Origin of the sequence: Desulfuromonas sp. DDH964 (genome assembly GCF_001611275.1) — a bacterium.
Taxonomy (GTDB): domain Bacteria; phylum Desulfobacterota; class Desulfuromonadia; order Desulfuromonadales; family DDH964; genus DDH964.
Genome location: NZ_CP015080.1, coordinates 1,742,306 through 1,757,333 on the forward strand (window position 1 = coordinate 1,742,306; position 15,028 = coordinate 1,757,333).

Here is a 15,028-nt window from a genome sequence, read left to right on the forward strand (position 1 = left end):
TCAGGAGGCCTTTTCTACTGGGAAGAGGTGGACATCCCGTTGCGGGAAGGGGATGGAGATCCCCTCGGCGTCGAAGCGCAGCTTGATTCTCTCCAGGGTGTCGAAATGGAGGTCCCAGTAATCGTCAACCGCGACCCAGGGGCGCACCGCGAAGTTGACGCTCGATGCGCCCAGTTCCAGGACCGCCACCGTCGGCGCCGGGTCGGCCAGGACCCGCGGGTCCTCCTTGAGGAGTGCCTGGAGCACCTCCTTGACCCTGCGCAGGTCATCCCGGTAGCCGACCCCGATCACCAGGTCAAGGCGCCGGGTCCCCTTTTTGGAGTAGTTGACGATATTGTCCCCCATCAGCTTGCCGTTGGGGATAAAGACCGTCTTGTTGTCGCCGGTTTTCAGCTGGGTGGTGAAGATGTGAAGTTCTTCGACGGCGCCGATCACCCCGGCGCCTTCGATGACGTCACCGACGCGGAAGGGGTGGAAGAGGAGAATCATCACCCCGGCGGCAAAGTTGGAAAGGGAGTTCTGCAGGGCGAGGCCGATGGCGAGACCGGCGGCGCCGATCACCGCGATCAGGGAGGTGGTCTGGACACCGAGCTGGCCGAGGGCGGCAATGATCGCGAAGGTGACCAGCGCTGCATTCAGCAGGTTGCTGCCGAAAATCACCAGGGTCGGGTCGACGCTGCGCCGGTTCATCAGGCCGCGGGTCAGGCGGGCAAAAAATCGCGCCGCCCAGATCCCGAGCACGAGGATGACCAGCGCAGCGAGAATTCTCGGGCCGTAGGTGAGGGTCAGGGTCGATGCCTGTTCCATCGGGTTCTCCTTCAGGTATGAGCAGCGTGCCGTGCTAAAAATCGAGGCCGAGACGTTTGATCTTTTCCACCAGGGTGGTGCGGTTGATGCCGAGCAGGACGGCGGCGCGGGCCTTGACCCCCTTGGCCAGGGCCATCGCCTCGGCGATCATGGCGCCTTCGATGCGGGCGATAACCGCCGGCATGTCGACGCCAGTTTCGCTCACCTTCGGAAAGGGGGGGCTGTTCTCGTCGGCCAGGCCACCGGCGATATTGGGTGGCAAATCCTGGCACTCGATGTTTTCACCGTCGGTCAGCGTCACCGAGCGTTCGATGACATTCTCCATCTCCCGAACATTTCCCGGCCAGGGATAGTTCTCCAGGGCCTTCATCGCCTCGGGAGCCAGGGTCATCAGTGGCCGCTTCAGCTCGCTGCAGCTCTTCTGGAGAAAATGCCGGGCGAGCAGGGGAATGTCCTCGCGGCGTTCCCGCAGTGGCGGCAGGACGATGGGGATGACATTGAGCCGGTAGTAGAGATCCTCGCGGAACTGGCCCCGTTTGATTTCTTCTTCGATATCAGCGTTGGTGGCCGAAATCACCCGGACGTTGAGCTTGATCTTGCGGCTGGCGCCGACCCGTTCCAGTTCCTGCTCCTGGAGGACCCGCAGCAGCTTCATCTGCAGGTGCATCGGCATGGTGCCGATTTCATCAAGGAAGATGGTGCCGTTGTTGGCGACCTCGAACTTGCCCGGCTTGTCGGCCACCGCCCCGGTGAAGGCGCCGCGGACATGGCCGAAGAGCTCGCTCTCCAGCAGCTCGGCAGGGATGGCGCCGCAGTTGATGGCCACGAACGGCTTCTCCTTGCGGCTGCCGTTAAAATGGATCGCCTTGGCGACCAGCTCCTTGCCGGTCCCCGATTCGCCGAGAATGAGGATCGAGGAGTCGGTGTTGAGCACCCGCTCCATGCGGCCGAAGACCTGCTGCATGGCGAGGCTGTGGCCGAGGATCTGGTCGAACTTGTACTTGCCGCGCAATTGCTGGCGCAGGTAGAGATTTTCGGCGACCAGCCGGCTCTTTTCCACCGCCTTGGCGACCTGGATTTTCAGCTTTTCGAAATTGAACGGCTTGGTGATGTAGTCGAAGGCCCCTTCCTTCATCGCCTCGACGGCAGTTTCGGCGCTTGCATTGCCGGTGATCAGGATGACATTGGTCGAGGGCGAACTCTCTTTCACCGATTTGAGGATGCCGATGCCGCTCACCCCCGGCAGGAAGAGATCGGTAATCACCACGTCGAAGGAATTTTTCTCCAGGATCTGTAACGCCTCTTCACCGCTGGCCGCGGTCTCCAGGCGATAGCCGGCATTTCCCAAGAGGAGCGACAGGGCTTCCCGGTTGTGAGCTTCGTCGTCAATCAGCAGGATCTGCGACAGGTTTTTCACACCATCCTCCGGCCCGGTGGGCGTCATTGATTTGACGAAAAGCAGGCTAACATGGCTTTGGCGCTGGTGCAAGTGGCACCCCGCCGGCTCCGCTCCCCGGCGGAATTGACAGCAACCCGGGGATTGCTAAACTTCGCTTATGAAGGTCACGATAAGTTCAATAATTTCGATTCTATTTCTTGCCGTTACGGCGTTCCCGGCCCTCGCGGAGCCGGCGCCGGGAGCAGGGTCGGCGTGGATTGCCAAGATCCGTATCGACGGGGTTATCAACCCGGTGACCGCCAGTTTCACGGCAGCGAGTCTCGCTGCCGCCAACCGTGATGGCGCTGCCGCCTTCCTGCTGCAGCTCAATACCCCGGGCGGCCTTGACAGCGCCATGCGGCAGATCATCCAGGCCGAGTTCGCCTCGGATATTCCGGTGATCGTCTACGTCGCGCCGAGCGGCGCCCGTGCCGCATCGGCCGGGGCACTGATCACGCTGGCGGCCGATTTCGCCGCCATGGCGCCGGGAACCAATATCGGGGCCGCCCACCCGGTCTCCATTATTCCGGGCGGGGGGGGCGACGATGAGGTTATGAAGACCAAGGTGGTCAACGATGCCGTCGCCTATGCCCGGAGTATCGCCAGTCGTCACGGCCGCAACCTGGAGTGGGCGGAGAAGGTGGTACGGGAGAGTCTGTCCGCGGCAGCCGAGGAGGCCCTCGAACTCGGCGTGATCGACCTGATCGCCCCCGATGAATATTCCCTGCTGCTGCGCCTCGACGGCCGCAGTTACCAGCGCGGCGATCAGAGCCTGGTCCTGCACAGCAAGGGAGCCCGGGTCGAAACCTTTGCCATGGACTGGCGCCAGGAGATCCTGGACACCCTGAGCAACCCGACCGTCGCCTACCTGCTGCTGATGCTCGGCATCCTCGGCATCTTCTTCGAAATCAGCCAGCCCGGGGTGATACTTCCCGGGGCGATCGGGGCCATCGCCATCCTCCTCGCCCTCTTTTCATTCCAGGCGCTGCCGATCAATTTTGCCGGCGTGCTGTTGATCGTCCTGGCTGTGGTTCTCTTCCTGCTCGAAATCAAGGTCACCTCCTTTGGCATGCTCACCATCGGCGGGGTGGTCGCTCTTTCTCTCGGCTCCCTGATGCTGATCGACAGTTCTGCACCCTATCTGCAAATTTCCCGGGCGGTGATCGCGGCCACGGTACTGGTCTGCAGCGGCTTTTTCGCCCTCGTGGTCTGGTTCGTGGTGCGCACCCATCGCCAACATTTCGTTTCCGGCCGGGAAGGCCTGGTCGGGGAGCGGGGGGTAGCCGTCGATTCCTTCAGTGGCAGCGGCCGGGTCTTCGTGCACGGGGAATATTGGGATGCTCATTGCGTCGAGCCCTTGAACGCCGGGGACGCGATCGAGGTGGTGCGTCTCGAACCCGGCATGCGGCTTGAAGTCCGGCCGGCGGCGATGGCCGGCGCGCCCGGAACAGAACCGAACACCTAACCTGAATTTTATGGAGGCTGAAATGTTCCCAGTCGGTCTGGTCGGTCCCCTGGTGCTGATCGCGTTGGTAGCGATCATCCTGTTCAATGCCGTCAAGGTCCTGTTCGAGTACGAGCGCGGGGTGGTTTTCCGCCTCGGCCGCTATTCCGGGGTCAAGGGACCGGGCCTGCGCCTGATCATCCCGATCATCGACCGCCTGGTCAAGGTCAGCCTGCGCACCGTGGCGATGGACGTTCCGCCCCAGGATGTCATCACCAAGGACAATGTTTCGGTCAAGGTCAACGCGGTCCTCTATTTCCGGGTCATGGCTCCCGAAAAGGCCCTGATCGAGGTGGAGAACTATCTCTACGCGACGAGCCAGCTGGCCCAAACCTCCCTGCGCAGCGTCCTCGGCCAGTCGGAACTCGACGAACTTCTCGCACATCGCGACCAGATCAACCAACAGTTGCAGCAGATTCTCGATCGCCAGACCGACCCCTGGGGGGTCAAAATCTCCAATATCGAGATCAAGCACGTCGATCTGCCGGTCGAGATGCAACGGGCGATGGCGCGCCAGGCCGAGGCCGAGCGGGAACGCCGGTCCAAGGTGATCCATGCCGAAGGGGAGTTCCAGGCTTCCCAGAAGCTGGCTGACGCCGCCCGGGTCATCTCCACCGAGACCGGCGCGCTGCAGCTCCGTTTCCTGCAGACCCTGACGGAAATCTCTGCCGAAAAGAATTCAACCATCATCTTCCCGATCCCCATCGACCTGATCAAGCCGTTTCTCGGCAAGGAGAAAACCTGAAGCCGAGGGAGGTGGAGAGCCGCAACCACCAGGGTTTTGCTGCCCACCGCGAGCGGTTGCGGCGATGAATGGTAACTCAATTCCAGATATCGAATTAAATGAGAATCAGAGTATTGTTTCCTTAGCAATTTCGCCATCTTACAAATTAAAACAATATTTTATCTTGACAGCCATGGGCAGCTTTGTTTAAATTTGCCCACCGAGGAAGTCTTGTAACTATTCATAATCACTAAAAAATTTAACTCCCACTAAAACTTTATCACTTATTTATCCGTTTTATTTTTTATAAAAACAACATTCGGGGAACGACTCTGGAGGAGGTTTGATGGAGGTCAGGAAATTCAAGAAAATCATGGCGGCCAACCGGGGCGAAATTGCAATCCGCATCTTTCGCGCCTGCACCGAGCTTGGGATCAGCACCGTGGCGATCTACTCGGAGCAGGACCGGTTGTCACTGCACCGCTACAAGGCCGACGAGGCCTACCTGATCGGCAAGGGGAAAGGGCCGATCGACGCCTATCTCTCCATCGACGAAATCATCGACCTCGCCCGCAAGAAGGATGTCGATGCCATTCACCCCGGCTATGGTTTTCTCTCCGAGAACGCCGACTTTGCTGCTGCCTGTGACCGGGCCGGAATTGCTTTCATCGGCCCGACGGCGGAGATCATGCGCAGTCTCGGCGACAAGGTCGCCGGCCGCGAGGTGGCGGTGGCTGCCGAGGTGCCGGTAGTACCGGGAACAACGCGGCCGATTGCCACCGAGGAGGAAGCCCTGATCTTCGCCAAGGAGGCTGGCTATCCGATCATCGTCAAGGCTTCTGCCGGTGGCGGCGGCCGCGGCATGCGGGTGGCGCGCAATCAGAAGGAGCTCCTCGAGGGGCTGAAAAGCGCCGCCTCCGAAGCCCAGGCTGCCTTTGGCAACGCCGCGATCTTCCTTGAGAAATACATCGAGAAGCCGAAGCACGTCGAGGTCCAGATTCTCGGCGACCACCACGGCAACCTGGTCCATTTCTATGAGCGTGACTGCTCGATTCAGCGCCGCCACCAGAAGGTGATCGAAATCGCGCCGTCCCTCTACCTGACCGCGAAACAGCGCCAGGAGCTGTGCGGCTATGCCCTGAAGATTGCCGGGGCGGTGAACTACCGCAACGCCGGCACCGTCGAATTTCTGATGGACAAGGAAGGGCACTTCTACTTTATCGAGGTCAACCCCCGCATCCAGGTCGAGCATACCGTCACCGAGCTTGTGACGATGCGCAACCTGGTGCAGGCGCAGATCCGGATCGCCGAAGGGCACAAGCTCAGCGACCCGGAGATCGCCATCAAGTCGCAGAAGGATATCGAGCTGCGCGGCTTTGCTATCCAGTGCCGGGTCACCACCGAGGACCCGACCAACAACTTCGCCCCCGACTTCGGCACCATCAAGGCCTACCGTACCGCCGCCGGCTTCGGTGTGCGGCTCGATGCCGCCGCCGGCTACGCCGGGGCGACCATCACCCCCCACTACGATTCCCTGCTGACCAAGATCTCCACCTGGGGGCTGACCTTCAAGGACGCGGCCCGGACCATGGATCGGGCGCTGCAGGAGTTCCGCATCCGCGGCGTCAAGACCAACATCGGCTTTCTCGAAAAGATGGTGACCCACCCGGTCTTTCTCAGCGGCGAGTGTGATACCTCCTTCCTCGACACCCACCCGGAGGTCTTCCAGCTGCCAGTGAAGAAGGACCGCGCCAACAAGATTCTCTCCTTTCTCGGCCACACCACCGTCAACGGCTATCCCGGGATCAAGAAGGAACGGGCGCTCCGTTTCAAGGACCTGCGCGAGCCGACGGTGCCGGAGATCCCCTACGGCCAGCAGCATCCCCGCGGGACCCGCGACATTCTGCGCGAGAAGGGGCCGGAAGGGCTGGCCCAGTGGGCGCGCAAGCAGAAGCACCTGCTGATCACCGACACCACCATGCGCGACGCCCACCAGTCGCTGATGGCGACCCGCTTTCGCACCTACGACCTCGACCGCATCGCCGAAGCGACCGCCCATCTCGGCGGCGGCCTCTTCTCCCTGGAGATGTGGGGGGGGGCGACCTTCGACGTCTCGATGCGTTTTCTACGCGAGGACCCCTGGGAGCGCCTTGACCGGCTGCGGGCGAAGATCCCCAACATCCTCTTCCAGATGCTGCTGCGCGGCAGCAACGCGGTGGGCTATACCAACTACCCGGACAACGTCGTGCAGGAGTTCGTCAAGAAAGCGGCCGAGGGCGGTATCGACGTCTTTCGCGTCTTCGACTCGCTGAACTGGACCAAGGGAATGGCGGTGGCGATGGACGCGGTGCGTAAAAACGGCGCCATCTGCGAGGCGGCGATGTGCTATACCGGCGACATCAGCGACCCCAGGCGCGACAAGTACCCGCTCGCCTACTACGTCAACCTGGCGAAGGAACTGGAGCAGATGGGAGCGCATATTCTCGCCATCAAGGATATGGCCGGCCTGCTCAAGCCCTTTGCCGCCGAAAAGCTGGTCAAGACCCTCAAGAGCGAGATCGGCATTCCGATCCATCTCCATACCCATGACACCTCGAGCAATGGTGGGGCGATGCTGATGATGGCGGCCCAGGCCGGCTGCGACATCGTCGACACGGCGCTCTCCTCGGTTTCCGGGCTGACCGCCCAGCCGAACATGAACGCCCTGCTTGCTACCCTCGAAGGGACGATCTGGGACCCGCAGCTCGACCAGGAGGGGCTGCAGCAGCTCGCCAACTACTGGGAGACGGTGCGCACCTACTATGCGCCCTTCGAGTCGGAGCTGCGCAGCGGCACCGCCCAGGTCTACTACCACGAAATTCCCGGTGGCCAGTATTCCAACTACAAGCCGCAGGTGGAGGGGCTCGGCCTCGGTCACCGCTGGGAGGAGTGCAAGGAGATGTACCGCAAGGTCAACGACATGTTCGGCGACCTGGTGAAAGTCACTCCTTCCTCCAAAATCGTCGGTGACATGGCGATGTTCATGGTGCAGAACAACCTCGAACCGGCCGATGTCTTCAGCCGCGGCCACGAGCTGACCTTCCCCCAGGGGGTGGTCGACTTCTTCAAGGGGATGATCGGCCAGCCCTACGGCGGCTTTCCGCAGGAGCTGCAGAAGATTATCCTGAAAGGGGAGCAGCCACTCACCTGCCGTCCCGGCGAACTGTTGGAGCCGGTTGACTTTGCCGCCAAGAAGATTCAGCTGGAGAAGAAGGTCGGTCACGCGGTCAAGGAGCGGGATGTCCTTTCCGCGGTCCTCTATCCGGGCGTCTACGAGGAGTTCGACCGCCACCGCCAGGAGTACAGCGACACCTCCTTCATGCCGACGCCGGTCTTCTTCTACGGCCTCGAGGTCGGCGACGAGGTGACCATCGACATCGAGGCGGGCAAGACCCTGATCGTCACCCTCAACGCCATCGGCCGGGTTCAGGCCGACGGGACCCGGAATATCTACTTCGAACTCAACGGCGAGCCGCGCCAGGTCAGCGTCAAGGACCTCTCGGTGGAGTCCGACGAGGTGAGTCACGTCAAGGCCGACCCCGACGAGCCGAAGCAGGTCGGCGCCCCGATGCCGGGCAAGATCTTCAAGCTGCTGGTCAATGTCGGCGACGAGGTCAAGGAGGGGGATACCCTCCTCTCCACCGAGGCGATGAAGATGGAGACCAACATCAAGGCGAAGAAGGACGGCAAGGTCAAGGAGGTTCTCTTCAAGGAGGGAGCCCAGGTGCAGCAGGGGGACCTGCTGGTGGTGCTCGAATAACAACCCTTACCGGGACGAAACCGGGGCCGGCAGCGATGCCGGCCCTTTTTTTGTAGAGGACGGGCGAATGAAAACGGAGGTTGCCGCCGTCCGCGGTTCGTTGCTAGAATGCCAGCCAGTTTGTTTTGTTGTGGCTGCGTGACGCTTGAACCAACCTTCAGGAGGTAACCCATGACCCGATCAAAGGCGATTCTGGTCGCGGCGGCACTGCTGCTGCTTCCCCTCTTTACCACCCCGGCGGCGGCCTTCGACCAGCCCTCCGTCAACCTCGGCTTCACCAGCTTCCTCGACGGTGGTCCGCCTGCCGGCCCGGGCTTCTACTTCACCGAGTACATCCAGTACTACACCGCCGATAAACTCGCCGACCTGCCGATTCCTGATCCCAGCGTCGATGTCTGGGTCAGCCTCAACCAGTGCATCTACCAGTCGAACCAGGCCTTGATCGGGGGCGGTAAGTGGGGCGTAGACCTGATCGTGCCGATCGTCAGTATCGACAGTGATCCACTGCCAGACAACGGCACCGGTCTTGGCGATATTCTGGTCGGCCCCTACCTGCAGTGGGATCCGGTCATGGGCAAGAGCGGCCCGCTCTTTATGCAGCGTGTCGAGCTGCAGATGATCTTCCCCACCGGCAAGTATGACAGTGACAAGGCCCTCAATCCGGGGAGCAACTTCTTCTCCTTCAACCCCTACTGGGCGGCGACTCTCTTCGTCACCCCCAAGCTGACCACCTCCTGGCGCCTGCACTACCTCTGGAACGCCAAGAACGACGAACCCTTCGGCGGCGCCAGCGACGCCCAGGCCGGCCAGGCGGTGCACGGCAACTTCGCCGCCGCCTACGAGGTGGTGCCGAAGATGCTGCGCCTCGGCGTCAACGGCTACTTCTTCAAGCAACTGACTGATTCGCAGGTAAACGGCAGCGATGTCGCCGGCAAGGAACGGGTGCTGGCGATCGGCCCCGGCGCCCTGCTCAGCTTCTCCCAGGATACCCATCTCTTCCTCAACGCTTATTTCGAGACCAATGCCGCCTACCGCTCCGAAGGGGAGCGCTACCTGGTGCGGCTCGTTCACCACTTCTGATTCAATCCTTTTGCTAGTCACAAAAACGCCTCCGTCGGGTAATCTGACGGAGGCGTTTTGTATTGCTGGCTGAGAGAAGTGTCGGTCACTGTTGAGGGATTTTTATTCATGAAGCGGGGAGACCAGCTTGGATCGATTTGATGCTGTTGGTATTCATAAATAACCAAAATCATAGGCTGTTAAGATTGAAATCAGAATGGATTTTTGTCCTCAGAGGGGGTCGGGGGGCGGAAAATGGGAGCGAGCCGTCTGAATTGAAAACAATCAGGCCATGCAGGGGAGGAGCCGCCAGATGCCGATCGCCACTTCCGATTCCCCTGGGCGCCCCCAGCAAAGGAGAAATTTTTTGGTAGGATTTAGCGGCATAACCACAGGGGACGGAAGGAGCGATCTGCAGACGGGGTTGGAGGGGGAGGATGGGACTTGAGGGCAAGATGATCCTGCTGATTGAAAATGACCCGGAGCACATCCGCCAGATCCGGGAAGCCTTTGCCGCGGCGGCGGCTGAAGCGGCATTGGAGGTCGTGGCAACCCCCGCCCAGGCGCGGGCGAAAATAGGCCAGGAGCGCCCTGATCTGGTTATCATCGACCTGCTGCCGCAGGCTGCGGCGGATGGCATCGAGCTGCTCCAGTCGGCAACGGGTACTGTCGAATTTCCGGTGATTATTCTCGCCCGAACTGGGGACGAAAAAAGTGCGGTGGCCGCCATCAAGGCCGGCGCCCTGGACTTTCTGGTCCGCAACGAGGTCAATATCCGGGCCCTTCCGCAGATCGTTGAAGGGAGGTTGCGGGAATGGAAGCAACTCCAGCTGACCAGGGAGGCCGAAGCGGAGCTGCGCCAGAGCAAGGCCCGCTACAAGCGCCTCTATCAACAATTTCAGGCCCTCCTCGATGGCATCCCGGATATCCTGATCCTGTTCGACGCAAATCTCAAAATCGGCTGGATCAACCGAGCCGGCATGGAGCGTTTCGGAATCGGCGCATTGGAAGACGGGACGTCCCCCTGCTGTTTTGAAGACTTTCATGGTAACCGCGAGCCCTGTAGCGACTGCCCGGTGCAGGCCAGCTTCACCAGCGGCAAGGCCGAAGAGAGCCTGGTCACCACCCCAGGCGGCCGCATCTGGGGGATCAAGGCGTTTCCCCTCAAGGGTCCGGATGGGGAGATTCAGAACGTCATCGAGTTGGCCAGTGAAGTGACTGAAAAGATCAAGCTGCGGGCCGAAGGCGTGCGCGCCTCGCAATTGGCAACCCTCGGCGAACTGGCCGCCGGCGTTGCTCATGAAATCAACAACCCGGTCAACAGCATCATCAACTTCGGTCAGCTGCTTCTCGACCGTCACCATGACGTCGACCGGGATTACGAGGTCGCCCGGGAAATCATCGACGACGGAATGCGCATCGCCAGAATGGTGAGGAGCCTGCTCTCCTTTGCCCAGAACCGGGGCGAGGCCCGCCGGGCTCTGCGCCTTGATGAAATCATTGCATTTTGTCTCGACCTCTCCAATTCGCAGTTGCGCAAGGAAGGGATTTCTGTCGAACTCGACCTGCCCACCGACCTGCCGGCCGTGGTAGTGGAAAACCAGCCGATCCAGCAGGTGGTGCTCAACCTGATCAGCAACGCCCGTTATGCCCTCAACGAAAAATATCCCCCCAACCACCCGGGCAAGCGGCTCTCCTTCCGGGGCCGGAGACTGGCTGGGGAAGATGGGGCCAGGGTTCGGCTCGAGGTGACCGATTTCGGTACCGGCATTCCCGCCCAGGTCCTCGGGCGGGTGATGGACCACTACTTCACGACCAAGCCGCCCGATCGCGGCAACGGCCTAGGCCTGAGCATGAGCCGGGAGATGGTGGCGAAGCAGGGGGGCGAGCTGCGCATCGCCAGCATTGAGGGGGAATCGACCACCGTCACCCTCGATCTGCCGGCCGCGGAAGAGGAGATTGTATGAACAAGGGTCGTGTCCTGGTGGTGGATGACGAGAAGAATCTGCGGTTCACCTTCGCCGAGTTCCTTACCGGCGACGGCTTCCGGGTCGAGACCGCCGATTCATTCGAGGCGGCAATCGCCTGGCTCGGTGGCAATGTCCCCGACGTGGTGATCGCTGACATTCTCATCGGCGACCGCTCGGGCATTGATCTGCTGCGGCAGGTTAAGGCCGGCCACCCGCAGGTGCCGGTCATCATGGTGACCGGCTATCCCAATCTCGATTCCGCCTCCGAGGCGGTGCGGCTCGGCGCCTTCGATTATCTGGCCAAGCCGGTGACCAAGGCCAACCTGCTGCAGGCAACCCGCTCGGCGTTGTCCTTCCGCCAACTCCATACCCAGCTGATCCGCTACCAGGCCAATCTCGAGGCCCTGTTTCGCTCCCTGCCCGAAGCCATTCTCACCCTTGACACCGATGGATGCGTCACGGCGCTTAACCAGAGGGCCCGGCGTCTCTGCCAGCTTTCCGCTTCCGCCGTTGGCAAACCCCTTGCGGCGGTGTTTGGTGAGGCAAATCGGGATTTGGTGGCGCTGCTGCAGGAAGCACTACACAGCCGCCGGTCGCAGGAGATCGAACGCCACGAATGTCGCTTCGGGACCGGCGCCAGGCTGGTAGTTTCGGTCAGCGCCCAACCCCTGGTACACGAGTCGGGCCAGTTTCTCGGCGCGGTCCTGATCCTGAGCGACGAAACCCGCCTCGATCGGCTCGAACGGGATTTGCGGGAACGCCGCCAACTGCGCGGGATCATCGGCAAAAGCCCGAAATTGCAAGAAATCTACGCCCTGATCGAGGATCTGGCGAATGTCCCGTCGTCGGTCCTGGTGCTGGGCGAATCCGGCACCGGCAAGGAACTGGTCGCCGATGCCATCCACCAACTGGGTGAGCGCCGCAACCAGCCCCTGGTCAAGGTCAACTGCGCCGCCATGAGCGAAAATCTTCTCGAGAGCGAACTTTTTGGACACACCCGCGGTGCATTCACCGGCGCTGTCCGCGATCGCATCGGCCGCTTCCAGAAGGCCGATGGCGGCACCATCTTTCTCGATGAGATCGGCGACATTTCGCCGAATATGCAGTTGCGGTTGCTGCGGGTCTTGCAGGAGAAAGAGATCGAACGTCTGGGGGAATCCAGGCCGATTCCCGTCAATGTGCGGGTCATCGCCGCGACCAATCAGAACCTTCAGGAAAAAGTTCGCCGGGGCGAGTTCCGCGAAGATCTCTTCTATCGCCTGCACGTTGTCACTGTCGAGCTGCCGCCGCTGCGCGAGCGTCGTGAGGACATCCCCCTGCTGGTGGATCATTTTTGCGGACGCCTCAACGAAGAATTGCACAAGGAGATCAAGGGAGTCAGCCAGGAAGTCATCGACCGTTTCATGGGCTATGCCTGGCCGGGCAATATCCGCGAACTTCGACACATACTGGAACATGCATTTATTCGCTGCCATGAGCCGGTGGTTACGGTCGGCAATCTGCCGCCGGATTTTGCCACGTCCGATTTGGCCATGCCGGCGCCTGGACCCGGTTCCAGGGACGTCGAGCGTGAGCGGCTGCTGTCGGCCCTCAACAGTTCTGGCTGGAACAAATCCAAGGCCGCCAGGCGCCTTGGGCTCGACCGCAAGACCATCTACCGGCAGATGAAACGGCACGGGCTGGAAGAACCCTCTGCCGAGGGTTCCTGAGGCTATTCCGGAGTCACAGGATTTCTCTTCTTTTTGACGGTAATAGTAACGGCCTGCTCCACTTGGAGCAGGCCGTTACCGTACCGGGTGCGCTAGCGCGCTGAACGGTTTTTACCTCTGGAGAGGGAGGACTACATTTCGTGGCACCCGGCACAACCGTATTGCTCTTGAATTTTCATACCTTCCGCATCCAGGTGACTCGTTGGCATGATCTTGTTGTTGGCGATTACGATGCGGGGGCTATTGCGGAGGCCATCGCTGGTCTTGACTACGTATTCCCACCCCTTGATGAGATGAAGTCTGTCGCTTACCTTACCAGTTTCTGGAGCGTTAAATACGACCTTATCCAGTTTATAGTTATCACTTTTGTTATAAGTGATATACTTTTCAAGTTTATCATCCCAGATTGTATAGTAATCCGTGTTGTTGTTGAAGTAGAGCGTATTGGGAACCACATCCCCGTCACTGAAGAATCCACCATCCGTCCGATGGTTGAAAGGTCCTTCATTGATTGAATCTGGCATAGCCTTAAAAAAAAGCGATACAAGGGGAATAAGGAGGGTTCTTCCGCAGAATTTGTGGGTAAACAGCAACCCCGGGATGGGGGCTGAGCAGCCTACCGGTTGCTGAAAAAAGCGCATCCCGATTCCAAGTCTGGCATTATGGACGTCGACCAAGACTACCCCATAACCAGGCGGAGGAAACCGGGATGCTGGTCAAGTCTATCCTGAATCGGGTCCAGAAGCATAGTGGTTTTGTCTACGGCTCCTCTCGCTGGCGGGAACAGGGAAAAGCCACGGTCCTTGATATCGATATCCGTCCCCGAGACGGTAGCCGTCCGATCTGCTCGGGCTGCGGGCGCAGCGCCCCAGGCTACGACACGTTGCCGGTTCGGCGCTTTGAGTTCGTCCCGCTGTGGGGCATCGCCGTCTTCTTCGTCTATTCCATGCGCCGGGTTGACTGCCCGCGCTGTGGCGTCAAGGTGGAAAAGGTCCTTGGGCCGAAGGGAAGAATCACCTCACCACCACCTATGCCTGGTTCCTGGCCCGTTGGGCGCGACGGTTGTCCTGGAAGGAGGTCGGCGACGTCTTCCAAACCTCCTGGGACAACGTCTTTCGCTCGGTCAAGATGGCCGTCGCCTGGGGCTTGGCCCACCGCGACTTGGAGAACGTCACCGCCATCGGCATCGACGAGATCGCCTACAAGAAGGGGCACAACAGCTACCTGACCGTGGTCTACCAGATCGACGCCGGCTGCCGTCGCTTGCTGTGGATCGGCAAAGAGCGGACCCAGAGGACCCTGCGGCAGTTCTTCAAGGAATTCGGCGCTGAGCGTACCGCCCGGCTCCGGTTCGTCTGCAGCGACATGTGGAAGCCGTATTTGCAAATCGTGGCGGCGGCGGCCGGAAAAGCGCTTCACATCCTGGACCGTTTTCACATCATGAGCCAGATGAACAAGGCTCTCGATAAAGTTCGCGCCCAGGAGACCCGGGAGCTGAGGGCCAAGGGAGAGCAGCCGGTACTCACTCGCAGCCGCTGGTGCATCCTCAAACGCCCGGAGAACTTGACCGACAAGCAGGGCGTCAAGCTGAAGGAACTGCTGGCCTGCAACCTCAAGACGATCCGGGCCTACCTGCTCAAGGAGGACTTCCAACGGTTCTGGCAGTACCAGCGGGCCGCTTGGGCCGCCCGATTCCTCGACGAGTGGTGCCGGCGCACCATGCGTTCCCGCATTCAACCGATGAAGCAGGTGGCGAAGATGCTGCGGTCTCATCGGGAATTGCTGCTCAACTGGTTTCGCGCCCGGGAGCAGATCGCCCTGGGAGCTGTCGAGGGTCTTAACAACAAAGCGAAAGTGACCTGTAGAAAAGCGTACGGTTTTCGCAGTTACGAGGTCCTAAAAATCGCCTTGTATCATACACTTGGCTGCCTACCCGAACCGGAAGGCACCCACAGATTCTGCTGACGAGCCATAAGGAGCAGTATAGCAAAGCTGTTCAGTCTGATGGTCGTCATGTC

At 60.5% G+C, this 15,028-nt stretch carries 9 protein-coding genes and 1 pseudogene; 7 read left to right on the plus strand and 3 right to left on the minus strand.

Annotated elements, in window-relative coordinates; all coding sequences use genetic code 11:
• Entirely contained in the window at window positions 1-807 is an 807-nt protein-coding gene (locus DBW_RS07885) for a mechanosensitive ion channel family protein (RefSeq protein WP_066726651.1), read from the minus strand.
• Between the two features lie 34 nt (window positions 808-841).
• Window positions 842-2,224: a sigma-54-dependent transcriptional regulator gene (locus DBW_RS07890; RefSeq protein ID WP_066726653.1), complete on the minus strand. Its 1,383-nt coding sequence runs from the start codon at window positions 2,222-2,224 to the stop codon at window positions 842-844.
• Window positions 2,225-2,363: 139 nt separating this feature from the next.
• Between DBW_RS07890 and DBW_RS07895 the strand changes: the two genes are divergently transcribed.
• The 6 genes from DBW_RS07895 to DBW_RS07920 all read left to right on the plus strand — a co-directional run bounded on the left by DBW_RS07895 (window position 2,364) and on the right by DBW_RS07920 (window position 13,010).
• A complete protein-coding gene (locus tag DBW_RS07895; RefSeq protein ID WP_066726655.1) occupies window positions 2,364-3,710 on the plus strand; it encodes an NfeD family protein in 1,347 nt (448 codons plus the stop codon).
• 22 nt (window positions 3,711-3,732) lie between these two features.
• Entirely contained in the window at window positions 3,733-4,494 is a 762-nt protein-coding gene (locus DBW_RS07900) for a slipin family protein (protein WP_066726659.1), read from the plus strand.
• 325 nt (window positions 4,495-4,819) lie between these two features.
• Window positions 4,820-8,272, plus strand: coding sequence for a pyruvate carboxylase (locus DBW_RS07905; protein WP_066726661.1), 3,453 nt, complete (start codon window positions 4,820-4,822; stop codon window positions 8,270-8,272).
• A gap of 171 nt (window positions 8,273-8,443) precedes the next feature.
• Window positions 8,444-9,352 carry a SphA family protein gene (locus DBW_RS07910; protein WP_082820242.1) on the plus strand — a complete coding sequence of 303 codons (909 nt, stop codon included), beginning with the start codon at window positions 8,444-8,446 and terminating at the stop codon, window positions 9,350-9,352.
• Between the two features lie 416 nt (window positions 9,353-9,768).
• Window positions 9,769-11,298, plus strand: coding sequence for an ATP-binding protein (locus tag DBW_RS07915; protein ID WP_066726663.1), 1,530 nt, complete (start codon window positions 9,769-9,771; stop codon window positions 11,296-11,298).
• Window positions 11,295-13,010 (plus strand): sigma-54 dependent transcriptional regulator, encoded by a 1,716-nt coding sequence (locus tag DBW_RS07920; protein ID WP_066726666.1) that lies wholly within the window; start codon window positions 11,295-11,297, stop codon window positions 13,008-13,010. The genes DBW_RS07915 and DBW_RS07920 overlap by 4 nt, the downstream gene beginning before the upstream one ends.
• 131 nt (window positions 13,011-13,141) lie before the next feature.
• Here DBW_RS07920 and DBW_RS18490 read toward each other — a convergent pair whose 3' ends face one another.
• Window positions 13,142-13,651, minus strand: coding sequence for a hypothetical protein (locus DBW_RS18490; RefSeq protein WP_157471841.1), 510 nt, complete (start codon window positions 13,649-13,651; stop codon window positions 13,142-13,144).
• A gap of 68 nt (window positions 13,652-13,719) precedes the next feature.
• On the opposite strand from DBW_RS18490, the pseudogene DBW_RS07930 reads away from it, so the two are divergent.
• A pseudogene (locus DBW_RS07930) lies at window positions 13,720-14,975 on the plus strand (ISL3 family transposase).
• The last annotated feature ends 53 nt before the right edge of the window (window positions 14,976-15,028 follow it).

Coding starts and splice junctions, on each gene's coding strand:
- DBW_RS07910 (WP_082820242.1), top strand. CDS start 8,444: ATGACCCGATCAAAGGCGATTCTGGTCGCGGCGGCACTGCTGCTGCTT.
- DBW_RS07900 (WP_066726659.1), top strand. CDS start 3,733: ATGTTCCCAGTCGGTCTGGTCGGTCCCCTGGTGCTGATCGCGTTGGTA.
- DBW_RS07895 (WP_066726655.1), top strand. CDS start 2,364: ATGAAGGTCACGATAAGTTCAATAATTTCGATTCTATTTCTTGCCGTT.
- DBW_RS07920 (WP_066726666.1), top strand. CDS start 11,295: ATGAACAAGGGTCGTGTCCTGGTGGTGGATGACGAGAAGAATCTGCGG.
- DBW_RS07905 (WP_066726661.1), top strand. CDS start 4,820: ATGGAGGTCAGGAAATTCAAGAAAATCATGGCGGCCAACCGGGGCGAA.
- DBW_RS07915 (WP_066726663.1), top strand. CDS start 9,769: ATGGGACTTGAGGGCAAGATGATCCTGCTGATTGAAAATGACCCGGAG.
- DBW_RS18490 (WP_157471841.1), bottom strand. CDS start 13,651: ATGCGCTTTTTTCAGCAACCGGTAGGCTGCTCAGCCCCCATCCCGGGG.
- DBW_RS07885 (WP_066726651.1), bottom strand. CDS start 807: ATGGAACAGGCATCGACCCTGACCCTCACCTACGGCCCGAGAATTCTC.